We start from the raw sequence: 26,478 nt of genomic DNA on the forward strand, positions 1-26,478 counted from the left end.
ACAGATTTGAAAATATATACTATAGTGGGTGAGCTTAAATGTTAAAAGGCAAAAAGTTTATTAAAAAGTATATGGGAACTATTATAATTTTAATTGTAGCATTTTCACTTTATTCACTTGCTACTGATGTTTGCAATGTGCTAGACCCAATACTATTTCCAGGTTTTTTAAAAATCGGAGTTAAGTTCTATGACTCTATGCCTTTGCTTTGGAAAAGTCTTATTAGTTCTTTAAGTCTTTTAATACCTGGATATTTTGGAGCCGCATTTAGTGGCATTTTATTAGGAATTCTAATAGGTACTAATCCATGGTTAAATAAAAACTTAAGGCCAATTATATTTGCTTTAAATCCAATTCCACCCTCCATGATGACACCTTATCTTATTGCAATTATGCCAACCTTCTATTTATCATCTGTTGCAGTTATATTTATAGGATGCTTTTGGCCTTTCTTAAATGGTACAATAAATGGAATTGTTTTAATTGATCAAAAATATTTAGACAATGCTAAGATTCTAGAACTAAAAGGTTTTACAAAACTCTTTAAAGTAATGTTACCTGCTGCTGCTCCATCTATTTTAGCTGGAGCAGGAACAGCATTAAACTTTGCATTTATTTTGCTTGCCATAGCTGAAATGTTTGCAACAAACTCTGGACTTGGATACTTCATTCAATATTATGCAGATTTTTCAGATTACGCAAGAGTAATCGCTGGTTTGTTATTTATGGGATTTTTTATTGTTATAGTTATGCTTTTATTTGAAAAACTAAAAAAGAAAATTTTATTTTGGACTCTCAACGAAAATAAATAAAAAATATTGCTAAAGCCACAGTTGATTTATCATACTGTGGCTATACTTAAGAAAGGAAGCTTGTATATGAAAAAACTCAGAATTGGATGTGGAGCTGGCTGTTCTTATGACAGACTAGAACCAGCAATAGAACTTGTAGAAAAAGGAGAGCTTGATTATATTGTCTTTGAGTGTCTAGCTGAAAGGACAATTGCTGATAATCAACAACAAAAACTAAAGGATCCTTCAAAAGGATATACTCCTATGCTTGAAGTACGAATGAGGAGTATCTTAAAACAAGCAAAAGAAAATGGTGTAAAAATAGTTACAAATATGGGTGCTGCAAATCCTAAATCTGCCATTGATCTTATTTTAAAAATAGCAAAAGACTTGGAAATTACCAATATTAAAATTGCTATGGTTTCCGGAGATGACATAACCAATAAATTAGACAAATACAAAGATATAGTAATGTGGCAAAGTACAACCCCCCTTGGTGAACTTCATGGTGAAATACTGTCAGCAAATGTATATCTAGGTGCTGAAGGTATAAAGGAGGCCCTTGACAATGGAGCTGATATTGTAGTTACTGGACGTGTTGCTGATGTAGCATTATTTGTAGGCCCTATTATGCATGAATTTAAGTGGACTGAAAAAGATTTATATAAAATAGGTCAAGCAACTTTATTAGGACATCTTTTAGAATGTGGTGGACAAATTACAGGGGGATATTTTGCTGATCCTGGATATAAAGATGTAGACAATTTACACATTCTAGGTCATCCAATTGCTGTAATAGATGAAACTGGAGATTTTGTAGTTACAAAGGTACCAGGTTCTGGTGGTGAAGTTTCTCTTCGTACATGTAAAGAACAACTATTATATGAAATAACAGATCCATCATGCTATATTACTCCTAATTCTATAGTTGATTTCACAAATGTGGTTTTTAAACAGCTTGAAAAAGATGTTGTTCTTGTAACTGGTGCTATGTCAAAAGGGGCACCTCACACCTATAAGGTTAATATAGGGTACCATGATTGTTATATTGGAGAAGGCGAGGTAAGTTTTGGTGGATTAAATTCCCTTCCACGTGCTAAAATGTGTGCTGATATAATTGAAAAACGATTAAAGATTGTGGGGGCGAATATAGAGGAATACAGGATTGACTACCTTGGTTATAATTCTTTATATAAAACAAATATTTCAGATGTTTTTGCACCTAAAAAGCATAGTGAAATAAGACTTAGAATAAGTGGCAGAACAAAAACTTATGAAGATGCAATGCTTATAGCACAAGAGTTTGATTATCTTTATACCAATGGACCTGCAGGTTCTTCTGGAATCGAATCTCGTGTTAGAAAAGTATTATCCATAGGCGCAATTATTATTTCTAAAAAAGATGTAACTACTGAAACTACCTATTGGGAGGTGTAGAAATGAAACTTAAGAAAATAGCACATGCTAGAACTGGGGACAAAGGCAATATGTCAAATATTTCTGTTATTCCATATGATGAAAAGGATTATGCTTTACTAAAAAAATTTTTAACTGAAAAAAGAATAAGTGAATTTTTCTCTGAGATATGTTTAGGTGAGGTAAAAATATATACCCTTGATAATATCTCTGCCTTTAACATTGTATTAGAAAACTCCCTAGGTGGAGGTGTTACAAGAAGTCTTGCCATAGATAGGCATGGGAAATCTCTTGGAATGGCTCTTATGGAAATAGATATAGATGAAAATTAAAATTGCATTTTAAATCCCCCTAAAAAAGGGGGATATCCTAACTTTTATATTTTCCTCTATGATTTCCATAAGCTCCCTTTCATTTTATAAGCTTAATCTACTAATGTCTATTGCTTCAACCACTCTATATTGTATCACAAATATTAACGTTCTTTAGATACAATTTTAAAAGCATATTTTTTTTAAATACAATCTAATGTTTCTTCTCTGATTTATCTTCATTTATAATTATTCTTCATGAACACCCATGAGAAAATCCTTAACTTCTCTTAAGACTTCTTTACTATTTTTAAAAGTTAATAACTTAAGCATATCCTCATAGTTTAACCATGTAAACTCTTCAATTTCTGACTCCTGAATTTTTACATCTTGTTCTAAGGCTGTTCCTATGAAAAAAATCACTTCCTTTAGGTTACTTTTAGTTAATAAATATTCTATTTTTATTCTAAATTTAGGAAGTAAAACGATATTTAGACCTGTTTCTTCTAGAACTTCTCTTTTAGCTGTTTCTTCTTCACTTTCATTCCCTTCCACATGTCCTTTTGGAAACCCCCAATGCCCACTCCCTTTACTTTTTACAGCTAAAAATTCAATTTCTTCACCTAATTTTCTATATATCACAGCACCACATGATTTCTCTATATTCATTGATCTCACTCCCTGATTTTAATTACTTCATGCCATAAGTCAAATATTCTATATCCTTAGGTCCATCTTTCCCATCCCTAAAGCTTATTGGGTATTCTAAGGAACCTGAACTACTACTTATTTTAATTTTATAATTTGGAATTCCCTCTGGACGATAGCATTGAAGCTCTAAGGCAGAATTCTTTTTAGCGTTCTTTTTTTCAAACTTTAGCTGTTTTTCAACTAGTTTATCCTCAACATACTCCACAGTCCAAACCTGAATATCTACTCCATCTGCAGCACATACTAGAAAAATTTTTTCTTTACTATCATCTAAGGATACCTTGGCAATATCCTTAAAAGATTCATACTGATTATCATTTAACTTATTAATAATTAATGCAGCAGTATCTTTAGGCATATTCTCTTCCCAAAAGAATTTATTTTGCTCCCCTTCTTTTTTATTGTTTTGATTATTTTCATTTTTATTCTCTTGTTTATTCTCTTTATTTTCTTTATTGTTTTTTTCATTACTATTCTTTTGCTTTTCCTCTTGGGATTTAGAAGATGATATGCCCTTATCTTCTTTATTTGCTGAGCATCCCACTGCAGACATTAATGTCATTGTAATTATAAAGCATAAAGTTCCTAATTTTTTCTTACTTATCATACTTTACATTGATGAGACTATGCAGAAGTACCATTATATCTCACCAATATTCACCTCTTTCCTTTTAAAATATTTGAATAGCTATTTAAATCCAGTTAATAACTATATTATTGCTATTTTTATCCTAATAGTCAAATATATTTATTATAGATGCTTTTAAAACTTATATAATTATAACAAAAGGCACCTATACAAATAGATGCCTTTTGTTTACAATTATATTATAATTAACAGCTTATTCATTACCTGTCATTGCCTCTTTTATGGAGTCTAAGTTAGCTTCCTCATCCATTTCATTTTTTAAAACTTTATTTAACCAAAGAGCCATTATAAGTGTTTCTATAAATGCTAATCCATCTGCTGCAGTTTGGCAAAATATCACTCCATGTAATCCCATAAATTTAGGTAGTATGTACATTAGGGGTATATAAAATATTCCTTGCCTAGAGATGGATAATATAAAGGAACCTCCAGCTTTTCCCAAGGCTTGAAATAATACAGCATATGTATTTACAAATCCAAAAAGGGGAAACAATATACTTGCTGCTCTAAAGGATTTTACCCCTATTTTTATAACTTCCTTATCTCTTGTAAATATAATCATAAATCCTTCTGCAAAAATTATAAATAAAATAGATATAATAACAGCAGCTATAGTACTCCATTTAATAGATATTCTTGTAGCTTCTTTTAATCTAGTAAAATTCCTCGCTCCATAATTATATCCTGCAACTGGTTGGAACCCTTGTCCAATTCCAAACACTATATAAAATCCTATAGACATAACTCTAAATACTATACCCATGGCAGCTACTGCTACATCTCCATAAGGTTTTGCTCCTAAATTCATAAAACCTAAAGCAAAACTTGCCAGTACTTGAGTTGCAAAAATAGGAATACCTATCTTAAGTATTTCAAAAAACATATTAAAGGTTGGTTTTAAAAATTTAAAACTTAATCTTATATAACTTTTTTTAGAGTAATAATATCTTAAAAGAAAAATAAAGGATATTATCTGTGATATTACTGTAGCAATTGCTGCACCTTTTATACCCATATTAAATTTAAACATAAATATAGGATCTAGTATTATATTTATAACTCCACCTATACAGGTAGATATCATGCTATATCTGGAGTTTCCCTCTGCTCTTATAGTATTACTCATTATTGCTGTTCCAATAGTAAAAATTGATCCTAATACTATTATGTAACCATAATCTTTAGCATAGGGCATTGTAGTTTCCGTTGCGCCATACATTAATAAAAATTCATCCAAAAATATTATAGAAATCACAGTGAAAATTAAACTAAATATGCATCCAACTATGATAGTAGATGTTAGGGTCTTATCAGCTTCCATCTTTTTCTTTTCTCCAAGCAGTCTTGATAGATAAGAAGCACCTCCTGCACCAAACATGGTTCCTATAGCCCCAATGAACATAAATAATGGATATACTATAGATACTGCTGCAATAGCACTAGTATTATCTAACATACCAACAAATATAGTATCTACTATATTATAAACTGCATTAATTAACATAGCTATTATAGCAGGAACAGCTAATTTTAAAAGCACCTCTTTTATACTTTCTTTCTCCATCATATCTGCTGTAGATATTGTATTCTTCATATTGTATTTTGCCTAATAAAAGCCTAGAAAAGCTTAGACACGCCTCCCTTCATATTTAAACTTTATTTGTAAATTTTATCAGTTATATTGCTAGGCTTTGAGTGTATATATTAAAAAACCACTTTCTAATATACCATATTCTTTTTTTCTTAACAAATACAATAGTACTCGCTCATAATCCAGCTCTTCATCTTATATTAAATTACTCTTAGTTTTTTCACTAAAATAACTTCCAAGTTTTTCTGTATACTCTAATTTTTTCGAAATCCTATAACACTTTCATTTATCATATCATAATAAAAGGTAAACTGTGATGTATTATCTTGTACATAGCATATATTTAGTTCACTTATTATATTTTTTGTTGAAAAGTTTAACTCTTGTAATGAAGAATTAGTTACTTTTTCTTGAATAATAGCCCATCCCTCCCATACTAATTCAGATATTATTTTCTCCCTAAAATTATTATCAAGAATTACTTTAGTATATTTACTACCATTAACCTTTGTTCTTTCCATACATAAAAATAGCTGTACTCCCCTTTTAGGAGCAAATTCTACTATTAAATTTTTAATTGATTCATTCTCTTTATATTCATATATTATGTAATATTTCTGCTCTCCTGATTCATTTACCCCTAACTGAATAGACTGGTATATCTTATCTTTTAAATCTTTATCCATTTCAGTTAAGCCAGTGATTTTTCGAGAAATCATTTCCATAGTTGGTATATAAAACTCTGATTTTAATATCTCATTATAATCCTTTTCTTTAGGCTTGGAAAAACTTATATTTTCCGTATTAAATATAAAATCTAATCTACTAAATGGCTCCTGTTTAAGATTAGTATCCTTAGTATTTTTATGTATTACAGATTCATACTTATAGGTTGGAATCAAACTATCTAATTTAAATGAAAATAATCTATTAGCTAAAAAAACAATAAACACTGTAAAAACAAAAATAATAGTTGCAGACCTAGGTTTTATGTTTTTTTTCATATTAATTCCTCCCCAAAAAGCACTGTAACACAGGTACCTTTGCCTAATTCACTTTCAATTAAGAGTTGTGCTCCATGCAATGTGGCTATCTCTCTACAAAGTGCAAGTCCAAGACCTGCTCCACCAGCTTTACGGGTACGTGATTTATCTAACATATAAAAAGGTTGTATAACTTTATTCAGCTCCTCCTCTGGCATTCCACAGCCATAATCCCTAACACTTAAGGCAATTTTTCCATGGCTCCCGACTTTCAAAATTACTTCAACAATTCCTCCATCCTTATATGACTTTATAGCATTATCAATTAAATTCATAACTAGGGATCTAATAAGTTCCTTATCTATTTTAAGTATACAATATTCAGATACAACTTTAAGCTTAATACCCTTATTTTGAAATAAAGGTTTCATATGATTAAATATATTATTTATAAATTCACTTATTTCTACTTCTTCTATATGAATCTGTGTTCGCTCTAATAATATCATTTCCATAAGCTTATCAGATAATTTCTTAAAATATATGGCCTCATCATAAATGGAATTTGCATAATCAATTCTAGTTTCATTATCAACATTTCTTACGCTTCTAAGAAAATCAGAAAAACCTATAATAGAAGTAAGAGGAGTTTTCATTTCATGGGTTAGATTATCAATAAATTTTTTTCTAGACTCTGCTAAATCCTCTAATTCCCGCATATTTTTATTAATAGCAAGTACCATCTTGTTGAAATCTTTTGATAGCTCATTTATCTCATCATTCCCTCCAATATTCATGTGAATAGAATAATCTCCTTCAGCCACCTTACGAACTGCTTTAGTCATCTTTTTCATTCTAAGCATTAATACATATATAAGTCCCCATAATATAATTGCCATGGAAGATGATATAAGTAAATTTATTTTATTAAAAAAACTTATTTGTTGTCTACGAATATGAAAAATTGAGTCTATATCATAAGTAGACATTACTGTATATGTAAAATCATTCATCTTAATATTAGAAGCTACAACTAGCCTAGATTTTCCATCAATATCTTCTATTACTGTAGAAACTTCATCTTCTTTTAAATGCCTTTTTTTAGTATGGGGTTTAGGAGTGTTATTTGATGTGCTAAATATCGGTGTATCAAAATAGTGTAGCTCTAAATAAACCTCTGAATCAATATTGAAATTATCTAAAATATTAACCCTGTAAACATTTTTTATTGCACTTATTATGTCTTTTTCATCTGTTTTCATGGTTTGATTATTAAGTTTATCCATAAAGTTTTCTAAATAAATTAGATTTATTATCATATTATGTTCAGTTATCCTTCTTGAAGTCTCCCTCTCTACATTTATTTTATGATTATTTGAAATTATAAAATATGCTATAAGGTTTAAGGCTATCATATTAAATATTAAAGTAGATAGAAATATTTTCTGACCAAACTTCATATTAACTCTCCAATCTATAGCCTATTTTTGTAACTGTTTTTAATTTATCTTTTAAATTAAGTTTCTTTCTCAATTGTTGTACATGATAATCCACAGTACGTGTTTCAACCTGATAGGAAAATCCCCAAATTATAGATAATAATTTTTCTCTTGATAGGGCAATATCTATATTTTTTATAAAAAGAACAATTAACTCAAATTCTTTTGGTGTAAGGTCTATTATTGTACCTGCCTTTCGAACTTGATGTTCAGCAATGTTAATCTCAATATCTTCATATTGAAAAACTGTTTTTTCCTTACCTATCCGTCTCAATACAGCCTCAACTCTAGCAATAAGTTCTATTGATTCAAAGGGTTTTATAATATAATCATCAGCCCCTAATCTTAAACCTTTAACCCGATCTGCCACATCGCCTTTTGCAGTTAAAAAAATAACTGCAGTATTTTTTAGTTCCATCTTCTCCATTATTTCAAAACCATCCATATGAGGAAGCATAATATCTAAAAGCACAACGTCATAGTTATTTTCCATAATCATTTTAAGTGCTGTCTTGCCATCAAAGCACTTTTCAGTTATGTAACCTGCCATTCTAAGAGTTACATTAATAAGTTTTGAAATATTTAAATCATCTTCAACAATCAGTATTTTATACACATCTTCACCATCCTATATAGTATAGATCTCTTTTGCAATAATATATAATACAGACTATTTTGAAAAATTTATATATAATAAATATATTAAAAATCTAACTTCCTAGTTTTCACCCTGTTTTTTAAGGTAATCAATATATTCTTCTAAACAAAACTCCTTTGCTTTTATAACTTTTGCATGTTCTTTTCCAACATATCTAAAATGCCAAGGTTCATATGAAATTTTTGTTATATGTTCTTTTTCTTTAGGATATCTTAAAACAAAACCATATTTATGAGAATTTTTTAAGAGCCACCTAAAGACTGCACTATTTTGAAATTCAAGATCTACATAATTAAAATCAACAGCTAACCCTATCTCATGTTCACTTCTGCCAGGTTTAGCTACAGACATAGCTGCTAATCTTTCTGCTTCCTCCCTTGATGCCCCTTCATCCGTATATTGTTTAATTTCCTTATTGTATAATTCTTCTTGTGTATCTCTGTCTCTATATGTGGATTGTGCCCATATAGAACCCCCTGTCTCCTCTTCACAATCCTTTATAAGCTGTATAAGATGTCCTATAGCCCTTGAATCAAATTTTCTTATATTGTCTATATTAGAAAGTTCAAAGGAATATTCATCTGGCACTTTATTATCCTCATTTACCAATAAAATTTGCCAATCATCAATATAGCCCGCTTGTCCATAATTATTTTTTCCTTTATTATCCCTATTTTGTTTCCTTTCCTTCTCTTTTTTATTTTCTTCATGCTGTGAATTCATGATGTTTTGAGCATATATATTATTAGATTTTTCTTTCTGCTTTATATTCTTGGCCCCTGCCCCAATATTAAAAATACTCCACACTATCAGTAAAGTCATAATGGATAATCCAATACCAATATGTTTTATTCTCCTCTTTTTTCTTAAACCCCTTTTCTTTTTTCTCCTATTATATTTTTTATTCATCCCCCAACATCTCCCTTAACAAAATTTAATTCTTTAAGCCTATAAGGTAATTGTACATTTTTCTTATACATAAAATCCCCATAAAGTTGTAAGGAAGATGTAAGTATGTCTATTTCCATAGTAAATATTTCTTCTATAAAAGCAAACCATTATTCAGAAGCTAAGAGTATTTCTTTTTATACTTTACTATTTTAAGTATTGTTCTATATTTATTTCTACAGAATTCCTATTTATGTCCTCTCCCTCTTCATACAACACTAGATATAATGGTTCATTTGATTTTTCCTTATCTTCTGAATACACTGATAATTCTAACCACCCCTCTATTATATAGCTAGAATCCTTTCTTACCTGTTTATCTACTTGTCCATCTCTATATTCCCTATGTAAACCACCATTGAAGTTATCCCCAATAAAACCATACGTATTTTTGTATTCATCGCCCTTCTTGTGATAGAACTCTGATTTCATTTCTATTGGCATATATTTATACACTTTGCTATCTTTGCCTTCTTGATTAAAATCAAAATAAGTAAATCTAATTTTAACTGCACATGAATTACCGTGTAACCTGTCTGTGGACTGGCTAGTGTACTCATTAAACTTTGTCATGTCTTTTGCTACTCTGATTAATTCCACCTTACATTTAGCCTGGTATACCTCATTATCTTGTTTCTTTGAAACTTTAAATTCGCCCATTGGTATATTGACAGTTTTTCCAAGTAGGTCAAGTTTTTCTTTTTGTTGTAAAAGGTAGTTCTCCCCAAGCCCTTTTATATCTAAAAGGTATCCACTAATTGGTAGATATCTTACCTTTACCGCCCCACTATGTTGAGGATTTTTTAATTTTTTTCTAGAATATACTTCATCACCATTATCTAGAGAAAGGTCTCGTCCTTTAGTGTATTTTTCTATTTTTAACTTATAACTTCTTGTGTAAGGACTATATTCTGTTCTTAATCTTTTTCCTATTCTATTTGATATTTCAGTGTACCCCTGATATTCCCTAATATCTCCTTTGAGTATACTATACATATCAGCTGCTTCATCTCCGGTAATAACTAGTAGCACTAGACAGACTAATGTAAATCCTAACATTGCTAATTTTCCTTCTTTTGAGCCTCGTATCATTATCACTATAGCATATATTAACAATACTAATGCTGATATAAATAATGTTACATGGAATCCATAACTAATCATTGACAATGGCATGACATTTGAGTTAAGTAAATTTTCTATGACAGCTATTCCTAATATTGATACTATCCCTATAACTATTGATACAAATGCTAAAACCCACATAATTTTATTGCATCTCCTTACTGTTTATTTTATTGATTATGTATTATGCAATTTACTTTGCTATTTCCAATCTTATGACCAATAATTTGAAGGTATTCACTTAAAAAGCTCTAATGCTGGCCTTACCATATCTCCCTGAGTACACAACTTTTGTATCTTTCTCACTCCTTTGTTCTGTACTTTATAGCAAGTTAGATTGTTACCTTTTAAATTCAATACTTTCCGTTTGTTTTAAATTAAACGTATAATGACCTTTTATAATTTATTATACTAGTTAATAAATTTATTTCCAATACAAATAAAATCTATATATCTATACTAACCTGAAAATATTGCTTGCTAAACATAAAAAAACTTCCTGCTTTCCATGTAGTATAAAGCAGGGAGTTTTGAATTATTATTATTGGTTTATTTTGTAGAACCATTTCTCTTTATTCCACTTTAAAACCAGATATATTATTATTTAAATTAACTATAATTGAAGAAAGATTTGATATAGATGTAGAGATTTCTTCTGTTGATGCTGATTGTTCTTGAACTGATACCGCAATATTTTGCATATTATTAGAATTATTTTTTGGTATTTAAGTTATATTTTTGAAAGTTTCTTTAATTATTATAAAACTATTATTTACCTCTTCTAATTCATTACATAGTTCTTTTATTCTAGATTTATACTACATACTATTATAAATAAAAGAAAATAGATAGCTAGTTCTCAATACTAAAACTAGCTATCTATATTATTTTGTAAAAATATCGCAACCCCGTCTTCATCATTGCTTTTTGTTACAAAGTTAGCAACAGCCTTTAATTCATCCATAGCATTTTCCATAGCAACACCTATACCACAGTTTTCTATCATTTCTAAATCGTTATAATCATCTCCAAAGGCAATTACATCCGATATTCTACAGTTAAGATAATTAATAACATATTTAATACTATTCCATTTTGAAACTTCTGAATGCATTATTTGACACAATGTACCATTGTCTGTAATTACCCCTCTACAGTCTTTTGGTAAATATCTAAGTAATTCTGAATTTATTACTTGGTTAGTACAAATAATAACTTTAAAAGCTACTTCAAACTCTAATGTTTCTAAGTCTAAAACTTCACAGGGGATCTTACCAAAGTAATCAGTAACATCAAAATTTGAATAAAGCTTATCATTTATTTCAATACAAATATTATTGAGATTATACCTTTTTGCTATCTCTATAATTTCTAAGATAGTTTTTTTAGATATTTCCTTCTTATATAAAATTTCATTACCTTTAATTACAAGTGCACCATTATAACAAATAATAATATCATTCTTTAACTCATAGGGCATATACTTATATATATCCCTTGGAGGTCTTGCAGTAGCAAACATAAGTTGATTACCAGCCTCTTGGCACCTTTTTAAAATGTCAACAGAATAACCTGAGACTGTTTTATCACTTCTCAATAGTGTTCCATCTAAATCCGAAATAATAACTTTAGCCATAGATACTTTTCCCTTCTTTCAATTGAATATTTTTCATTTCTCATCATATACTTAATAATCATCCCCATCTTGTAGAGGAGTTCTTATCCATTCCCAATGGTTTAATATTTTTTCTTGAAGCATATCATTTTCCTCGTTATATCTATGTACATGAGGACATGGAAATTCTATCTATATGATTATTCTTAGGCGCAATTACCAATCTCTTAAATGATTCACCCTCTTCAATGCTCCATATATCATTATATTTAAACTCTTTTTCTTTACCATTAATTATAGCTCCAAACTTATACATCAGTCTTATCCCTCTTTTACTTTTTATATAACTCAAATTTATATTTAATCTCATCTAAAAATTTCGCTAGTCATATTTACTGGATTTGATAAATTTTATTAGGAACATATTTAAAAAAGTTATAAATTATATAATAATCAAATTTTTATTTCCTAGTATTTATTGTTTTTTCAGATATATAAGTTATTTGTTTTAAAAATTCATCATATGGTACATTATCTGAATTATCAACAACATAATCTGCAATATTAATAACATCTTTAGCGTTATGTTTTTCTTTAAAAAGATGACTTTCTTTAACTTTTTCAAGCATCTCCTCTAAAGTTATTTCACATTCGCCTTCAGCTTCTACTTTTTTATTTATTTTCAACATTTCTCTATATGCACGAACTTCAATAGGTGCTTCGATATAAATATTTGCAACCCTATCTCCTAATTCTCTCTTTAGAAACTCGCCTAAAGGTGCTCTATACAAACTTTCTATTGCTACTTTTGTAACCTTTTCCATTTTCATTTTTTCAATTAACCTAAATAAAAATTCTGTAAAAACTTGTTCTTGGTTATATTTATATAATTCAACAAAATAATCATTTTTCATTCCATTTGACAAGTCAAGACCAATGTCTTCCATCATTTCTCTTTCAATTTTAATTATTTTTTGTCTTTTTATTCCTAATGTTTCAAGATGCTTTCCAGCAGATGATTTTCCACATTCACTTAATCCACCTAATGTAAACAGAGCCTCTACATATGCTAAATTCTTTACATATTCTTCATTACTAAAGTTCATATTTAATCCTCCTCAAATTTGGTAAAATTAACATCATTATTTATCTACTTGAAAATCATAGACATACTTGCTTATACAAATGTAATATTATGTTAAATCAACTTTAAATATTCATCTATTAACTTAATATCTCTACTTTTTTAATTGTTTTTCAATTATAGAATCCTTAAACTCTTCATCAAGAATATCCAGGAATACTTCATCATACTGATGCTTTCCATATATAATTTATATAGTATGTATCATATGGTTCTTCTAAAACATAACCTAACTTTTCTGCTAAACTAACAGAATCAAGATTAGCTGCATCCCAATTAGGATATTTTCCTTTATCAAGACAATCTAAGATTAACGCTGCAGACGCCACAGTAGCTAATCCCTTTCTTCTATGAGCTGGATGAGTATCAACCTCAATCTCAATTCCATCATTGTAAACACTATATGATGATGCTCCACAGACAACTTGTCCATTGTGTAAAATACAATACCCTACCCCTTTATTGATATAGTCATCTATGGACTCAAACTGACTTGTGAAATCTTCTGAAAGATTTTGAAAAGATGTTTCAGAAGCTATAGATTTATCTATTCTTTTTAGTTCATAACTTTCTGGCAATTTTGATAAAAACCCCTCCATCTTATCACGTTTTAAATACTCATAATTCTTTTTAAATGCATATCTTTGGAATTTTTCTATACGTCCTTTATGAACAGTTTCTATGCGATTTTTCCATTCATCTGTATTTACAATAACTAAAATATTTTCTGGAATATTCAACAGTAACTCTTCAACAACCTTTGCATTGGGATCTCCAGCATAGAATACAAAGATGCCAACTAGTATTTGTGCAACTGTAGGATTTTCAACATCATCAACCCAGGCAACCCCCATATGTCCTTGAAGATATGAAAGAATCATGGTATCTTTCATATCTTTAAATATTGAATATAATTTCTCTCTTGAATTAATATCAACTTCATAAATCATTAAAATTCCTTCTTTCTCTGTAAGATTTATAATATCTAAATTTGTAATTTATACTACAATTTACTAATATATTTTTAAATAAGCTTCCATAACTCCATATTTTTAATTATCTTAAAATTATTTCTTTATATGTTAAATGAAGTTATAACATAATTTAAGTTAATCATTATTTGAAATAATAGCCTTAGTTTACTTATTTTATTTATCCTTAAACCTAAAAAAACATTCCAACTGACCATTCTGTCTGATAATAAAATTTATTTCATCCACTCTATTACTTCATCTGCTATTAGGCAAGGGTTGTCCCAATGAAGTAGATGTGTTGCTTCTACTCTTTTTACCAAAGAATTAGTACGTTTTTGAAATTCTTCTACTAATATAGTCCTAATTTCATTCCAAGATGCAGGAATTGTTGCTTGCAGTAGCAATATTGGCATTTCCAATTTTACCTACAGTTATATTATATATGTATTATTATTACTTTTCCATATAATTAGATATTAATGTCAAAAATTTGATTCTTAATTAATTTTGGTAAAAACATTTTAAAGGAACAGAAGTTATTGATGAGAGTATATGAGAAGATAAATCTTATGCAATTATATAGTGAAAGAACTACAACATCAGATAACAAAACATTTTAAAGGTGCATACTTAAAGAATGCACCTTCAAAATGGTATAAAAACCTTCGTGGTAAGATATAGCCAACCACTCTATATATGGGCTTATATACAATTAACTAAAAAGAATAAAAAGAAATTAGAAAAGCAAACTAACATTCTATAAATTTTACTAATTCTTCGTTAAATTCCTCACGTTGATCATAAAAGGATCCATGTCCGCTATACCTAAATGGTATAAGTTTTGAGTTTCTAATGCATTGTTTTTGGATTTCACCTAGTTCAAATGGAACAACTTTGTCATGAATTCCATGTATGATTAAAGTGGGAACATTTATTGTTCCTAAATCTGAAAATAACACTTCATTTATCCAAGTATTTTCAATAGCAGTTGTTGCCCATCCTGCTGCCTGAAATCCTAATTGAAGGAACCATTCTGAGAAGGCTTCAGATATATATTGATAGAAAAAAGTATTGCCAAAATTTTTAAGCATTTTAGGACGATCGCTATATGTTTCTTTAATCATTTGCAAAATATTTTCCTTATCAAGACCATAAGGAAATCCTGGACGCTTAATAAGGCTAGGTGCTGCTGCAACAAAAGGGCTAGTTTTGATACCCATTAATAGCCTCCCCTAAATAAGTAATCATATATATAGGATATTCAATTAAGTATAAAGTTGAACATTATTTAACTAATATATTCTTATCTATATTACCTTAAACCCTGTTCTTTTGCGTTCTTCCATAACAGCTTCCATTTTTGCTACAATTTCCGCCTTCGTAAATCCTTTTAATTTTTCTGGTTCCCCATATTCAACTCCAAAAGTCTCTACAGTAATACTTTCAATGTAAACCTTCTCTACAGCTCTATGTAAAAATCCATCTTCAACCGTCTCTACATTACCAATTCTATCAGCTTCATCCATACCTTCAATTACCTTAGCAAAAGCAACATATTCATCATCCAGCTTAGGTGTATCTACTAAAACAATGTAAAAGTCACTATTTTCTGTATTGTACTCAAATCTTCCTAAGCCTACAGTTCCTCTTGTAAATCTTAAATTATTATTAACCCCATTATTTTTACATTCACTCTTAATACAATATTCTAAAGCACCTGCCCCATCATTATCAGGACATCCACTTTGTATTAACTTGCCATTCTCTACCCTCCAAAAATATAAACCATCAAAAAACTTTCTTTTACTTAAACTTATAAAATTTTTAACTGACTCTGGAGCTTCACTTGGATATAACTCCATCTTTATAGTTTTACCCTTTTTAATTTTTAAAGTTGCTATTGGATTTTTCATTTTAAAATTCCCCCTTATTTCTATATAACCCTTTGATCTTTTTAAACAAATATAATATACCAACTGCTATGTTCAGTAGAATAGCTAACTAAAGATACTTACTGAATCTCTGATACTAAGTGTAGATAATTTATAATTTCAAATATATTCATATCCTGAACCACTCTTTCCATGAACTTCATCATAATAGAGTAATTCCTTCATCTTATTGGTGATACTTATTTAGTATCTTTTAGATTTTTTAGTTTACCCACTATTTCATAATACTCCTTGTCTAAAATTTCTAAATCTTCTTTTTTTAACTTTATTGATAACTTTCCTATAACTGCTGATAGTCGATTTTCAAGTATAATAATCTGTTTTTGAATTTCATCTCTATTATTTAGTCCCTTATCCTTTTTATTTAAATATTCATTGTAAGTTCCCATAAACATTTTTATTTTACTATCTTCTATTACCATTATTTGATTTGCAATAGCATTTATGAATTTTCTATCATGAGAAACAATTATCAATGTTTTATCATATTCTTTAAGACTCTCTTCTATTGCTTCCAAGGAATTTATGTCTAAATAATTAGTAGGCTCATCTAGTATTAGTAAATTAATATCTTGCAAAAATATTTTTACAAAGGAAACCTTGACTAATTCTCCACCACTTAATATACTAACCTTTTTATATATTGATTCTCCTTTAAATGAAAGTCTAGCAAGCAATAATCTTGCAAAATTCTCTGGATAAATGCTACTTTCCATTACATTATCTATGATGCTTAAGTTGCTGTTTAATATGCTCATATTTTGGCTAAAATATCCAATTTTTGCTCCTTGAGCAATCTTTATAGGATTATCACTATTTATTATCATATTGATTAAGGTGCTTTTTCCACATCCATTTGGACCTATTAATGCTATCTTAGCACCATTATAAATATTAAATTCAGCGTTTTTAAATATAATTTTATCGCCGAACCTTTTATTGATTTTCTTACCTTCTATAATAATTTTACTATAGAGCTTATTTGTGTCTAAAATATCTATGTTTATTTTTGTTTCTTCTTTAGGTTTTTCTTTTACCTCAAGGTGTTCAATTCTTTTTTCTAAATTTTTAACTTTCCTCTCAAGACTGGCCTTTGCTTTTTGTCCACCCATCTTATGAAGTCTAGCTTCAGAATTCCCCATCCTTTTAGGTGAACTTTTTATACTTTTCCCCTTCTGTTTGCTTTCATTAATAACACCCTCAAGACGTGTTTTTTCATGAATATATTTTTCGTACTCAAATTTTTCTCTATCTCTTTCTTGAATCTTTTGTCTTTTATATTCACTATAATTTCCTTTATATATTTTAATCTTACCATTTTCAATTTCTAGAATCTTATTGCATAACTTATCCAAAAAACTACGGTCATGAGAAATTATAATTAAGCTACCTTTATATTTATAAAACTTATCTTCAATTATTTCAATACCCTCTATATCTAAATTGCTGGTAGGTTCATCTGCAAATAATATTAAACTTTCATTATCTAAAGCCGAAGCTAATTTAAATCTTGTTTTTTCTCCACCACTCATCTGCTCATCCCAAGTAGTATTTATACCAAATTTCGAAGCCATTTCACTACTAATGTTTTTACAATCTGGAGACTTTATTAGCTGTGTTATATATTCAGCTTTTTCATATAACTTAACAATGCCTTCATCAGGCTCTACCCTATGACTCAATATGTTAATTAAAGTAGTTTTCCCTGCTCCATTTACCCCTACGATTCCTATTCTATCCTGAGAATAGATTTTTAAATTCTCTATATCTAATATCAATCTATTACCATAATATTTTTTAATCTTATTACATTCAATCAATAACATAAAAAAACCTCCTTTTATTTAAGGAGGATAGCAATTCTCTATTAATAACATTACTGAAGCTATGGTAAAGATTTTAAAATATTCACTATAGCAACATATAAGCATAATCCTAATTATTAATATTTTAAATATAATTAAGAAATATATAAGCAAGTTATTAACAACTATAAAAATACTATCCACCAATTAAATTAGATAAAATGTACAACAATAAAACCTTATTTAAGGTTAATTTAAATTCTATATTGTTTTCATCCTATATTAATAATTAATTGGTTATATACGCATTTCTATAAATACCTTGCCCTTTCCTAATTTATAATTTAAAAGTATTAACTATAATTTAACTTATTACTTGCATTACTGTCAAGTTAAATTAACCTAAAATTCTTTAAAACTTATTATTAATGCTCATAAAAATTTATACACCATAAATTAACACTGTTTCCTGATTCAATTATATAATATGGCGCTAATATTCAGTAACTGCAATTAATCCACTATTATCATCTTCCCAAGAAAATAGATACACTAAACTCCTCGTGTCCCTATTTTTCTCAAAATAGCTAGTTATTAAATACAATTTTGTGAATAAAGGGGACAACAAAAATTTAATTTTACAGTCACAAGATTTATACGCACCATATTTATCCATAAAACTTATTGTTAACCTAAAAAAAATATGCTACAATGTTATATATTGGTTAAAATACAAAATACAGAGGTGAATAGATGATGTGTAAAATTTATAAAATTAACTATAATAACTTCTCAACAAATGAAATTGAAAACTTATATTTAACCAATAAGAATATAACAAAAAAATATAATTTTTTAGATACCTATAAAAGTATTGAAGATTATAAAGCTTTATATTTATCATCTCTTAATGGAATTGATAATGAATTATTTGTACTTGAAAAGGATTCGTTAATTTACGGAATGATTACTTGCCGTAAAGCTGCTGACTAGAATGGAGAAGAACAATATAAATTAAATATTAATCTATGCGATTCACCAATTGATAAAGCTATGCTTAAGGCTATAACTCAATTGCTTCAAGAAAATATAACTCAACATTATGAACTTGCAATTATTACATACAAAAGGCTCCTCGTTTTCCTTACCAATTTATGATTGGAGTTGAAAGCTCCTATAGAGGAAGGAGTTTAGGAAAATGGCTCTATGCATCTATGTATAAGAGGTTATTAGAGACTGTTGATTTTGATAGGGTGCTTGTATGTCATCATCCTACAAACAAACATGCTATTAATATTAGTGAATGGATTGGATATAAATTTAACTATTTAATGACTACTAATATTTTATATAAATAATAAATATAATATACCTAATTTTATAAACATACTTCCCTGTGCATAATACATATATAGGGAAGTTGACCATGCTGTTTTAGGCAGTGTAATTGCAGAGAATATACTAAGAAATTTAGAATATGAAGAAGATAAAATTGAGAAAATAAAGCACTGTATTGTAGCACATAGATTCCGAACTGGAAATGAACCTAATTCAATAGAAGCAAAAATACTATTTGATGCGGATAAACTAGATGCTATAGGGGCAAGTGGAATTGCTCGTACTTTTATGTTAGCAGGACAGTTTGGACAAAGACTAACTGGAAATGAACCATTAAATGATTATCTCAAATCTAATACTGTTGAAAATGGAAGATTAAAGGATGTTTCGAAACATACACCTTTTATTGAATATGAGGTAAAGTTTAAAAAAATTCCAGATAAATTATATACTCAAAAAGCAAAAGAAATTGGAAGAGAGAGACTTAATTTTATGGAGATATATTTTGACAGATTAAAGTTAGAAATGCATGGTGTAAAATAAGTTATTTGTAAGTGCCAAATAATTTACGTATGGAATAATGCAATATTTTCTGATAAACTAAATCCAGTAGTAAGCAGTAAGGCTTTGCTACTGGATTTAGTTTTAGTCATTTTTGCTATGCTCTATTTAATAGTGTAAAGTTTAATTTTACCTACGACCCAATTTGGTTTTTATAGTTTTTATTATCATAAATCCTAATAGGATAATACCTACATACCCATTTATTACATATATTATATTTACCAGTCTATCAAATGGAACTTTTAAACCAATAAATACTCCTATTACAGCTAGGAATATAGTCAATATTCTGAATTTTTTGGTTTTTTCTTCTGAAAATCTAGCAACTACTTGCCATAAAAGTGGAACTGCTGTTGTATATATACCAGCTACTACTATAAATGAAAATATAATAGCCAATGTTGAATTTATATTTTTAGCTAATATTAATGATGGCACCATTGAACCAGCTAATTGTTCAATATTTGCAAGTATACCTAATGTGATAATTGCTAATGCCACGCTAAATCCTACTGCACCTAAGGCTACACCAATAACAGATTCCTTTTTACTTTCACTTGATGCACCCATAGATGTCATAAATCCTGCTAGCCATAGCATACAAAAACCTACATATGAAGCAGCTGCATAAAACCAATTAGAGGATGCCTTCAATAAATTAAGTTTTGGTATTACTTCATTTGCTGAAGCTAACCCCTGTGGATTTTTTACTATAGCAGATATTCCTAAAATAATTGTTAGGAATATTATAGCTGGTCCTATTTTACCAATTATATCTACTATTTTTCCCAAACCAAATATTACTGTTCCTGCTGCTAATATGCCCATCATTATTCCACCAACAAATGTAGGAAGTCCATATTGTTGATTTAAAGTAGCACCTGCTCCTCCTATCATAACTATAAATGACATATAAATAAATGCAACAGAGAAATAATCATAGAAACTTCCTATTATATTCCCACAGTAATATTTATATATATCGCTGCCTTTTGGAAATTTCTGATCTTGGCCTACAGTTACAAAATCCACACCTACATATAGAAATAATAAAAATACTACTACTACTCCTAATATTCCTAAATAACCATAGGAACTAAAATACTGTAATACCTCTTGACCTGTTGCAAATCCAGAGCCTATCAAAAATGCTATAAATGCACCAGCGTACGTCATAACCCTTCCCCAGCTTACTTTCTGTTTTTCCATAATTACCATCTCCTATCATTGTTAATAGTAACTTGTCCTATTATTCTAGGAAAAAAGGGCCAGATACGGCCCCTTTATCTTTTTATAATGGAATTTTCTCTTAGAATTGAGTAGCTTCTGTTACTTCAGTACTTAATGCTTTTAATGCTCTTTCAACCATTTTCTTTCTTAATCTATATTCTTCTTCCTTTGGAAGAGTTGGATTTCCAACTGGATAAGGAATTGCAATAGTTGGAACAATTCTATTGGCTCCTACTGATTCGGAGATTGTAGTTATAGTAGCCATATGAACTATAGGGATACCATATCTTTCAATTTCTTTTACCATGGTTGCACCGCAACGTGTACAAGTTCCTCATGTTGATGTTAGTATAACGCCATCTACTCCTGCTTCTTTAAGTTCTTTTCCTATTTCAGTACCAAATTTTATTGAATTTCCAACAGATGTTCCTGTACCAGTAGTAGTATAGAAATATTCAAATACATTACTGATAACCCCTTCTTTTTCATATTCTTTTAACATATCAAGAGGTGCTATTCTATCAGGAACTTCATTTGCATATACAGGGTCAAATCCACCGTGAATTGTACAATATTCTCCTGTAAGCGCATCTCTACCACTTACATCATATTTACCCCATTTTTGAGCACTAGCTGATTGGATTCTATCAGGGTTACCATGTGGAACCATACCACCACTAGTTACTAAAGCAATAGTCGCTTTACTTAAATCTTTAACAGCTGCTGCAGGCTCTACCCTATCAAATACTGGCATTGGTAATTCTGTTTTAAATTCTTCATTATTTAAGCGAGTTATTAGCATTTCTACTGCTCTTTGTGAACCTCTCTTATCTGATAAAACAGTAAGTCTCTTACCTTGTGAAATATATCCTTCTTCCTCTGGAAGACCTATCTCCTCATTTTTCATTAATTTAGTTGTCAATTTAGCCATTACAGATAATGCCTTACGCATACCAGCTGCTGAATCTGTTACACTTACAACTAATGCCTTAGATCTACATACATCTAAACCTGGGTTTTCTATATACATACCTGTTATCACAGGAATTCCCAACTCATCCACTACAACATTAGCAACTCCAGCACATGCCATTCCATATCTTCCTGCATTAAAAGCTGGTCCTGCAACAACCATATCTGGATTTTCTTCCTTTATTACTTTCATTATATATTCTAAAGCTTCTTCTTTATTTTCATTAAAGTAGTTATCACCACAAATTAATGTTCCTACTACTTCTCCTTCTTCTCCAAGAAGACCATTAAACCCTAATGCTGGTCCAATATTTTCATTCTTAAAAGTTGGTTTTATTCCAGCTTGTTCTTCTCCACCTATTTGACCAAAGAATTGATTAACATAATATAATACCTTGAATTTCATATTTCTTCCTCCTTTCTAAGCTAGTTAATATAATTTAACTGTACAGTTATGATATCCGATTTCTGATGTAGCCCCTATTACTGCATTTAATTCGCATTTCAAGCTTCCATCTTCTTCTAAGCAGCCTTCCCAACCTCCTGCTAAAGTTGCAATTGCTTTATCATTTCCTATTACTCTATCAGCTGGTGGTAATGTAACTACATGGCTAACATTTCCTGTAGATACTACTGCTACTGCTTCTTTAGTTGTATCTGCCAATGGTTGGCTCATTCCATCCCATCCTGAACATTCATCTGTTATTAATACTGTCTTTATTCCTGAGTCTTCTAATCTCTTACAAATCATTAGTAAGTCAGAGTCTGGATTACCATAACCTTCTTCAGATATAATAACTCCATCTGCACCTAAGTTCTTACATAATTTTGCTGTGTAATCACAAGTTCTAAATTTACCTTCAAGAGTAGTTAACTCTGGAGTAAGTATTACACCTAAGAAGTTGATAGTTTTACCATGTTGAGCATATAAATCAAGAATTGCTGAGTTATTTTGATGTTGATAAGTAGTTATCTTATCACATGCTGCAACACAGTTACCACTGATTACTGCCCCATCTAGCTCTTCATTTGGATGTAGAAGAGTTGGTAATATTAATTGGCTGTTAACTCCATAAATATATCCATCATGTAGTAATCCTTGAGAAATAAGCATTTCCACGTATGCAACCTTTGGTAAATGGGGATATGCTTTTCCTTCCTCTTCATGACTACCTATTTCATAGGTTAAAACTTCATTTGGTTCTATGCTTCTTCCAGCTTCCCCCACAAATTCTGCTGCTTTAAGTCCTGCTAATCTAACAGTTGTTTCATGAACATGTGGTGCTAATCCTTCTACAGGTACAATATCTACTACTAGGTTGAAAGTCTTTGAAAATGGAGTCCATTTTGCACCTTCACCCCACATATCAACTACACCTTCTTGGAATCCTACAATATCCCCTACAGTAACAATAGCGGCACCGTAAAGTACATTTACTTTTCCTTCTCCTAATTGAGCTATTTTAGTGGATACTCCTGGGAAACCATTTCCTGTTCCCTCAATTTTTACTCTTGGCTCAATAACATCTTTTACTGGAATAATTCTTACCTTTTCTCCAGGTCTAGCTACATCAAGCTTTACTTCCTTAATTCTTTCATCTTCTTTAAGTTTGCTAATTAGTTCCTCTTGGTTTACTGTTAAAACCCCATTTTTTACACTTGTTTCATTACCAAGTTGAATATCCTTGATATGGATTCTTCTAAGTTCAAGTTTCAAGGAAAGCACCTCCACTTTATTTTTAATTTTTAATTATAAATTCTTTCAAACTCCTCTAATGAGGATTTTAAAAGTTCGATATCAATTAAAGCATAGTCTTCAGCATTTACTATATCTGGTTTTCTAACTTTCATATGTTTTTTATAGTTTGATATGCTGTTTTCAATTGTTTCTACATGAATATCATTTATCTTTTGTAATTTCTCACCAATTATAATTGAACGATATGGGGAGAAAAACATTCTGATACTTGCTCCTAAAGGATGATTGATAAGTTCAAAACCTGAATGAACTAAATCTCTAACCTTAAATAACACATCTTCAAAGCCACCTTCAATAAAGATTACTTCTTCATAATTGTTTTTTACAGTTGGATTATTAGTTACTATCTGATAATTTATCTTGCTTCCCATTTGTTTATCTCCTTCCATATTGCTATTATCAATATTTTATACATTCTTCTATGGCTAGTCCTAATATGCCATCTATGTCACCAATAATAATTTTTGTATTATCATTAAAAATTTACCCCTTTCCACCTTCTTTCTTTTTTTGATTCAGTTTGTTAAATGTTTTTTACCTGTTTCTATTTATTATTCTACACGTATTCTTTATGTATTTCAAGTGTATTTTAATAAAATTCTGAAAATTTTCAAAAAATAAAAAACTCTGATTTGGAACGACTATACTCGTTCGAAATTAGAGCTTTTTGAAATTCCCTATAGCATTTCTTTTTTTATCTTGAGAACAAATTCATCTATATGGTCTCTCGAATACTTTTCCACCTTATCCAAGTCTTTTTCCTTTATACCTTCTAATACCTTCCCAAGGGTATGACTAAAAAGATCAATACTATCAAAATACTGCTCACAATAATGCCATAATCTTTCTGTATGGTAATGTAATGACTTTAAAATATCCTGTAGCCAAGGATTACCACAGGATGAAAAAATAATATTATGAAAACGTTCATCATCATTTATAGCATTTTGATAATCTTTGCTTATATTATAACTCTCAAGTCTAGATATTATTTCTTCAAGTTCAACAAGACTTTCATCACTTATTCTTTCAACAGCAAGTCTTGCAGCAAATGGATCTAACACCCTAGTTACTTCAAAAATAGATTTCATCTGTTTAAAATCTATAGGAGTGACTTGAGCCCCAAACCTTGGTACTATGTTTAAAAGTTTATCATTATTTAATAGCTGAAATACCCTTCTAATTGGTGTTCTGCTAATATTAAACTCATCAGCTACATCTACCTCATTTAGAACTTGCCCTGATCCATATTCAAGATGAATGATTCTCTGTTTCAATATTTCATAGATATCATCTGTATCTAATTTACTGTTGCTCATAATCATACCCCTTACTTATTAAAGTTATCATTAAATATTATTATATTGGTTAAACGTAAAATAATCAAATAAAAAAATTTAATAATTTACATCTCTTTTACGATTATTATATGTTTAACTTATCAAAAAAACAGCAAAATACTACTCTTTTTGCTATAAACCCCTGTTTCATTTACCTAAAACACAGAAAGCTATCTAATCTATTTAAAATCCCATGAAAATTATTAATCTATTTGCTTTTATCTATCAAGTTTTTCTATATCAGGATATTGAGAAAGAAGTTTTTCCCCTGCGAGCTCCATTTGTCTATAATAATTTGCATATGAAATACTTAGTTTCTTCATGGCTGGTATGAATATATCGTAGTAACCAATACTCTTGTTAAACTCTTTCATCAAAGATTGAATTTTATACACTGGTGAATTCTTGTATTGATCTGATTGCTTAAATTCTATGTATTGCTCTAAAAAACACTTGTTTTCAGATAAAAACTTTTCTGGATTTTTAATGGATTGCTTTGTGTTTTCTATGATATCGTTAATATCTTTTGTACCAATATGCTTTGTGCTTTCAATTAAAAATATTTGCAAATCTTCAGGAAAACTAAGTGATGGCACATTATCTAAAAATCCTATAATTTCCCTATATGCTGATTGCTGTTCAGCTGTAGTAATAGGTTCATTTAAGAACTGAGCAAAATGAAGGCAAATAAATCTGCCATAATACCCAGGAAACGCATCTATAAGTTTTTCCGTAACTGTTGCACCTTTCTCAATTACTTCTATATCCATACTTATTTCAGAATATTCCTTACCACAACAAAGCTTATCCATAATAACTTTCTTTGCTTGCTCTCTTTGAATATTCAGTTCCTTTTGAACTAACAGCTTTTGTAGCGTATCATCAGTTTCATCAGCAAGCACTGCTTTAGCTTCTTCTATACTAAGCCCAAGTTTACGAAAAATAGAAATCTTTTTTAACTGTTCTATATCCTCTTCACTAAATTTTCGGTATCCATTTTCTAAAATAGTAGGGAAAACTAATTCTTGTTCTATATAATACTCAATTGCTTTTTTGGTTAAGTTAGTTACTTTGCTAGTTTCATTAATTAACATCTCTATCAC

Annotated in this window: 28 protein-coding genes and 2 pseudogenes; 6 read left to right on the top strand and 24 right to left on the bottom strand. The window is 29.5% G+C overall.

Translation table 11 applies throughout. From position 1 onward, the window contains the following. The first annotated feature begins 38 nt into the window (after positions 1-38). From FNZ64_RS13770 to FNZ64_RS13780, 3 genes are all read left to right on the top strand, one after another. On the top strand, positions 39-812 hold the full coding sequence (locus tag FNZ64_RS13770) for an ABC transporter permease (RefSeq protein WP_142415581.1): 774 nt from the start codon (positions 39-41) through the stop codon (positions 810-812). 66 nt (positions 813-878) lie between these two features. Then, on the top strand, positions 879-2,228 hold the full coding sequence (locus tag FNZ64_RS13775; RefSeq protein WP_142415582.1) for an acyclic terpene utilization AtuA family protein: 1,350 nt from the start codon (positions 879-881) through the stop codon (positions 2,226-2,228). A gap of 2 nt (positions 2,229-2,230) precedes the next feature. Then, entirely contained in the window at positions 2,231-2,539 is a 309-nt protein-coding gene (locus tag FNZ64_RS13780; protein ID WP_142415583.1) for an AtuA-related protein, read from the top strand. A gap of 228 nt (positions 2,540-2,767) precedes the next feature. Here FNZ64_RS13780 and FNZ64_RS13785 read toward each other — a convergent pair whose 3' ends face one another. The 18 genes and pseudogenes from FNZ64_RS13785 to abc-f all read right to left on the bottom strand — a co-directional run bounded on the left by FNZ64_RS13785 (position 2,768) and on the right by abc-f (position 18,193). Beyond that, positions 2,768-3,187 carry a bis(5'-nucleosyl)-tetraphosphatase gene (locus tag FNZ64_RS13785; protein WP_142415584.1) on the bottom strand — a complete coding sequence of 140 codons (420 nt, stop codon included), beginning with the start codon at positions 3,185-3,187 and terminating at the stop codon, positions 2,768-2,770. A 22-nt stretch (positions 3,188-3,209) separates the two neighbouring features. Further along, on the bottom strand, positions 3,210-3,836 hold the full coding sequence (locus FNZ64_RS13790) for a hypothetical protein (protein WP_142415585.1): 627 nt from the start codon (positions 3,834-3,836) through the stop codon (positions 3,210-3,212). 235 nt (positions 3,837-4,071) lie between these two features. After that, entirely contained in the window at positions 4,072-5,472 is a 1,401-nt protein-coding gene (locus tag FNZ64_RS13795; protein WP_142415586.1) for an MATE family efflux transporter, read from the bottom strand. A 251-nt stretch (positions 5,473-5,723) separates the two neighbouring features. After that, positions 5,724-6,473 (bottom strand): hypothetical protein, encoded by a 750-nt coding sequence (locus FNZ64_RS13800; RefSeq protein ID WP_142415587.1) that lies wholly within the window; start codon positions 6,471-6,473, stop codon positions 5,724-5,726. Beyond that, the gene (locus tag FNZ64_RS13805; protein WP_142415588.1) at positions 6,470-7,912 is read right to left on the bottom strand and encodes a sensor histidine kinase; all 1,443 of its coding nucleotides are present in this window, start codon (positions 7,910-7,912) and stop codon (positions 6,470-6,472) included. The genes FNZ64_RS13800 and FNZ64_RS13805 overlap by 4 nt, the downstream gene beginning before the upstream one ends. 1 nt (position 7,913) lies before the next feature. Continuing rightward, on the bottom strand, positions 7,914-8,567 hold the full coding sequence (locus FNZ64_RS13810) for a response regulator transcription factor (RefSeq protein WP_142415589.1): 654 nt from the start codon (positions 8,565-8,567) through the stop codon (positions 7,914-7,916). Between the two features lie 102 nt (positions 8,568-8,669). Continuing rightward, entirely contained in the window at positions 8,670-9,518 is an 849-nt protein-coding gene (locus tag FNZ64_RS13815; protein WP_142415590.1) for a M15 family metallopeptidase, read from the bottom strand. After that, entirely contained in the window at positions 9,515-9,637 is a 123-nt protein-coding gene (locus tag FNZ64_RS15050) for a hypothetical protein (RefSeq protein ID WP_279233283.1), read from the bottom strand. The genes FNZ64_RS13815 and FNZ64_RS15050 overlap by 4 nt, the downstream gene beginning before the upstream one ends. Before the next feature lie 67 nt (positions 9,638-9,704). Beyond that, positions 9,705-10,823, bottom strand: coding sequence for a DUF4064 domain-containing protein (locus tag FNZ64_RS13820; protein WP_142415591.1), 1,119 nt, complete (start codon positions 10,821-10,823; stop codon positions 9,705-9,707). Between the two features lie 431 nt (positions 10,824-11,254). Next, complete coding sequence (locus FNZ64_RS15055) at positions 11,255-11,383, bottom strand: hypothetical protein (protein ID WP_279233284.1); 129 nt, start codon at positions 11,381-11,383, stop codon at positions 11,255-11,257. 170 nt (positions 11,384-11,553) lie between these two features. Then, positions 11,554-12,318 carry an HAD family hydrolase gene (locus FNZ64_RS13825; RefSeq protein ID WP_142415592.1) on the bottom strand — a complete coding sequence of 255 codons (765 nt, stop codon included), beginning with the start codon at positions 12,316-12,318 and terminating at the stop codon, positions 11,554-11,556. Positions 12,319-12,460: 142 nt separating this feature from the next. Continuing rightward, a complete protein-coding gene (locus tag FNZ64_RS14820) occupies positions 12,461-12,613 on the bottom strand; it encodes a hypothetical protein (protein ID WP_185903799.1) in 153 nt (50 codons plus the stop codon). Positions 12,614-12,758: 145 nt separating this feature from the next. Then, positions 12,759-13,403: a hypothetical protein gene (locus FNZ64_RS13830; protein WP_142415593.1), complete on the bottom strand. Its 645-nt coding sequence runs from the start codon at positions 13,401-13,403 to the stop codon at positions 12,759-12,761. A gap of 202 nt (positions 13,404-13,605) precedes the next feature. Beyond that, complete coding sequence (locus FNZ64_RS13835; protein ID WP_142415594.1) at positions 13,606-14,391, bottom strand: GNAT family N-acetyltransferase; 786 nt, start codon at positions 14,389-14,391, stop codon at positions 13,606-13,608. 257 nt (positions 14,392-14,648) lie between these two features. Continuing rightward, positions 14,649-14,834, bottom strand: coding sequence for a hypothetical protein (locus FNZ64_RS13840; protein ID WP_185903800.1), 186 nt, complete (start codon positions 14,832-14,834; stop codon positions 14,649-14,651). Positions 14,835-15,164: 330 nt separating this feature from the next. After that, a pseudogene (locus FNZ64_RS13845) lies at positions 15,165-15,626 on the bottom strand (alpha/beta fold hydrolase); the annotation flags it as partial. 96 nt (positions 15,627-15,722) lie between these two features. Next, a complete protein-coding gene (locus FNZ64_RS13850; RefSeq protein WP_142415596.1) occupies positions 15,723-16,328 on the bottom strand; it encodes a peptidylprolyl isomerase in 606 nt (201 codons plus the stop codon). A 218-nt stretch (positions 16,329-16,546) separates the two neighbouring features. Further along, positions 16,547-18,193 carry a ribosomal protection-like ABC-F family protein gene (abc-f, locus tag FNZ64_RS13855; protein WP_142415597.1) on the bottom strand — a complete coding sequence of 549 codons (1,647 nt, stop codon included), beginning with the start codon at positions 18,191-18,193 and terminating at the stop codon, positions 16,547-16,549. A gap of 732 nt (positions 18,194-18,925) precedes the next feature. Here abc-f and FNZ64_RS13860 point away from each other — a divergent pair. The 3 genes and pseudogenes from FNZ64_RS13860 to FNZ64_RS13870 form a co-directional block, all read left to right on the top strand. After that, positions 18,926-19,165: a hypothetical protein gene (locus FNZ64_RS13860; protein WP_142415598.1), complete on the top strand. Its 240-nt coding sequence runs from the start codon at positions 18,926-18,928 to the stop codon at positions 19,163-19,165. Between the two features lie 128 nt (positions 19,166-19,293). Next, positions 19,294-19,530, top strand: a complete 237-nt coding sequence (locus FNZ64_RS13865; protein ID WP_341472640.1) for a GNAT family N-acetyltransferase — start codon at positions 19,294-19,296, stop codon at positions 19,528-19,530. A 58-nt stretch (positions 19,531-19,588) separates the two neighbouring features. Further along, positions 19,589-20,053, top strand: a pseudogene (locus FNZ64_RS13870) (HD domain-containing protein); the annotation flags it as partial. 147 nt (positions 20,054-20,200) lie between these two features. Here the strand turns inward: FNZ64_RS13870 and FNZ64_RS13875 are convergent. The 6 genes from FNZ64_RS13875 to FNZ64_RS13900 all read right to left on the bottom strand — a co-directional run bounded on the left by FNZ64_RS13875 (position 20,201) and on the right by FNZ64_RS13900 (position 26,469). Next, positions 20,201-21,283, bottom strand: a complete 1,083-nt coding sequence (locus FNZ64_RS13875; RefSeq protein ID WP_142415601.1) for a YkvI family membrane protein — start codon at positions 21,281-21,283, stop codon at positions 20,201-20,203. A 100-nt stretch (positions 21,284-21,383) separates the two neighbouring features. Then, a complete protein-coding gene (gene grdB, locus FNZ64_RS13880; RefSeq protein WP_142415602.1) occupies positions 21,384-22,682 on the bottom strand; it encodes a glycine reductase complex selenoprotein B in 1,299 nt (432 codons plus the stop codon). A gap of 24 nt (positions 22,683-22,706) precedes the next feature. Then, the gene (locus tag FNZ64_RS13885) at positions 22,707-23,993 is read right to left on the bottom strand and encodes a glycine/sarcosine/betaine reductase component B subunit (protein ID WP_142415603.1); all 1,287 of its coding nucleotides are present in this window, start codon (positions 23,991-23,993) and stop codon (positions 22,707-22,709) included. A 29-nt stretch (positions 23,994-24,022) separates the two neighbouring features. Further along, entirely contained in the window at positions 24,023-24,406 is a 384-nt protein-coding gene (locus FNZ64_RS13890) for a GrdX family protein (protein WP_142415604.1), read from the bottom strand. Positions 24,407-24,712: 306 nt separating this feature from the next. Further along, on the bottom strand, positions 24,713-25,354 hold the full coding sequence (locus tag FNZ64_RS13895) for a GntR family transcriptional regulator (RefSeq protein ID WP_142415605.1): 642 nt from the start codon (positions 25,352-25,354) through the stop codon (positions 24,713-24,715). 239 nt (positions 25,355-25,593) lie between these two features. Next, positions 25,594-26,469, bottom strand: a complete 876-nt coding sequence (locus FNZ64_RS13900; protein ID WP_142415606.1) for a MerR family transcriptional regulator — start codon at positions 26,467-26,469, stop codon at positions 25,594-25,596. Between the last annotated feature and the right edge of the window lie 9 nt (positions 26,470-26,478).

This window comes from Hathewaya massiliensis, assembly GCF_902143515.1.
In the GTDB taxonomy this organism is placed as follows: Bacteria; Bacillota; Clostridia; order Clostridiales; family Clostridiaceae; genus Hathewaya; species Hathewaya massiliensis.

What these genes read in the sequence shown, in the direction of transcription:
- FNZ64_RS13770 (WP_142415581.1), top strand. Translation starts at nt 39, where the DNA reads ATGTTAAAAGGCAAAAAGTTTATTAAAAAGTATATGGGAACTATTATA.
- FNZ64_RS13775 (WP_142415582.1), top strand. Translation starts at nt 879, where the DNA reads ATGAAAAAACTCAGAATTGGATGTGGAGCTGGCTGTTCTTATGACAGA.
- FNZ64_RS13780 (WP_142415583.1), top strand. Translation starts at nt 2,231, where the DNA reads ATGAAACTTAAGAAAATAGCACATGCTAGAACTGGGGACAAAGGCAAT.
- FNZ64_RS13785 (WP_142415584.1), bottom strand. Translation starts at nt 3,187, where the DNA reads ATGAATATAGAGAAATCATGTGGTGCTGTGATATATAGAAAATTAGGT.
- FNZ64_RS13790 (WP_142415585.1), bottom strand. Translation starts at nt 3,836, where the DNA reads ATGATAAGTAAGAAAAAATTAGGAACTTTATGCTTTATAATTACAATG.
- FNZ64_RS13795 (WP_142415586.1), bottom strand. Translation starts at nt 5,472, where the DNA reads ATGAAGAATACAATATCTACAGCAGATATGATGGAGAAAGAAAGTATA.
- FNZ64_RS13800 (WP_142415587.1), bottom strand. Translation starts at nt 6,473, where the DNA reads ATGAAAAAAAACATAAAACCTAGGTCTGCAACTATTATTTTTGTTTTT.
- FNZ64_RS13805 (WP_142415588.1), bottom strand. Translation starts at nt 7,912, where the DNA reads ATGAAGTTTGGTCAGAAAATATTTCTATCTACTTTAATATTTAATATG.
- FNZ64_RS13815 (WP_142415590.1), bottom strand. Translation starts at nt 9,518, where the DNA reads ATGAATAAAAAATATAATAGGAGAAAAAAGAAAAGGGGTTTAAGAAAA.
- FNZ64_RS15050 (WP_279233283.1), bottom strand. Translation starts at nt 9,637, where the DNA reads ATGGAAATAGACATACTTACATCTTCCTTACAACTTTATGGGGATTTT.
- FNZ64_RS13820 (WP_142415591.1), bottom strand. Translation starts at nt 10,823, where the DNA reads ATGTGGGTTTTAGCATTTGTATCAATAGTTATAGGGATAGTATCAATA.
- FNZ64_RS15055 (WP_279233284.1), bottom strand. Translation starts at nt 11,383, where the DNA reads ATGCAAAATATTGCGGTATCAGTTCAAGAACAATCAGCATCAACAGAA.
- FNZ64_RS13825 (WP_142415592.1), bottom strand. Translation starts at nt 12,318, where the DNA reads ATGGCTAAAGTTATTATTTCGGATTTAGATGGAACACTATTGAGAAGT.
- FNZ64_RS14820 (WP_185903799.1), bottom strand. Translation starts at nt 12,613, where the DNA reads ATGTATAAGTTTGGAGCTATAATTAATGGTAAAGAAAAAGAGTTTAAA.
- FNZ64_RS13830 (WP_142415593.1), bottom strand. Translation starts at nt 13,403, where the DNA reads ATGAACTTTAGTAATGAAGAATATGTAAAGAATTTAGCATATGTAGAG.
- FNZ64_RS13835 (WP_142415594.1), bottom strand. Translation starts at nt 14,391, where the DNA reads ATGATTTATGAAGTTGATATTAATTCAAGAGAGAAATTATATTCAATA.
- FNZ64_RS13850 (WP_142415596.1), bottom strand. Translation starts at nt 16,328, where the DNA reads ATGAAAAATCCAATAGCAACTTTAAAAATTAAAAAGGGTAAAACTATA.
- abc-f (WP_142415597.1), bottom strand. Translation starts at nt 18,193, where the DNA reads ATGTTATTGATTGAATGTAATAAGATTAAAAAATATTATGGTAATAGA.
- FNZ64_RS13860 (WP_142415598.1), top strand. Translation starts at nt 18,926, where the DNA reads ATGATGTGTAAAATTTATAAAATTAACTATAATAACTTCTCAACAAAT.
- FNZ64_RS13875 (WP_142415601.1), bottom strand. Translation starts at nt 21,283, where the DNA reads ATGGAAAAACAGAAAGTAAGCTGGGGAAGGGTTATGACGTACGCTGGT.
- FNZ64_RS13890 (WP_142415604.1), bottom strand. Translation starts at nt 24,406, where the DNA reads ATGGGAAGCAAGATAAATTATCAGATAGTAACTAATAATCCAACTGTA.
- FNZ64_RS13895 (WP_142415605.1), bottom strand. Translation starts at nt 25,354, where the DNA reads ATGAGCAACAGTAAATTAGATACAGATGATATCTATGAAATATTGAAA.
- FNZ64_RS13900 (WP_142415606.1), bottom strand. Translation starts at nt 26,469, where the DNA reads ATGTTAATTAATGAAACTAGCAAAGTAACTAACTTAACCAAAAAAGCA.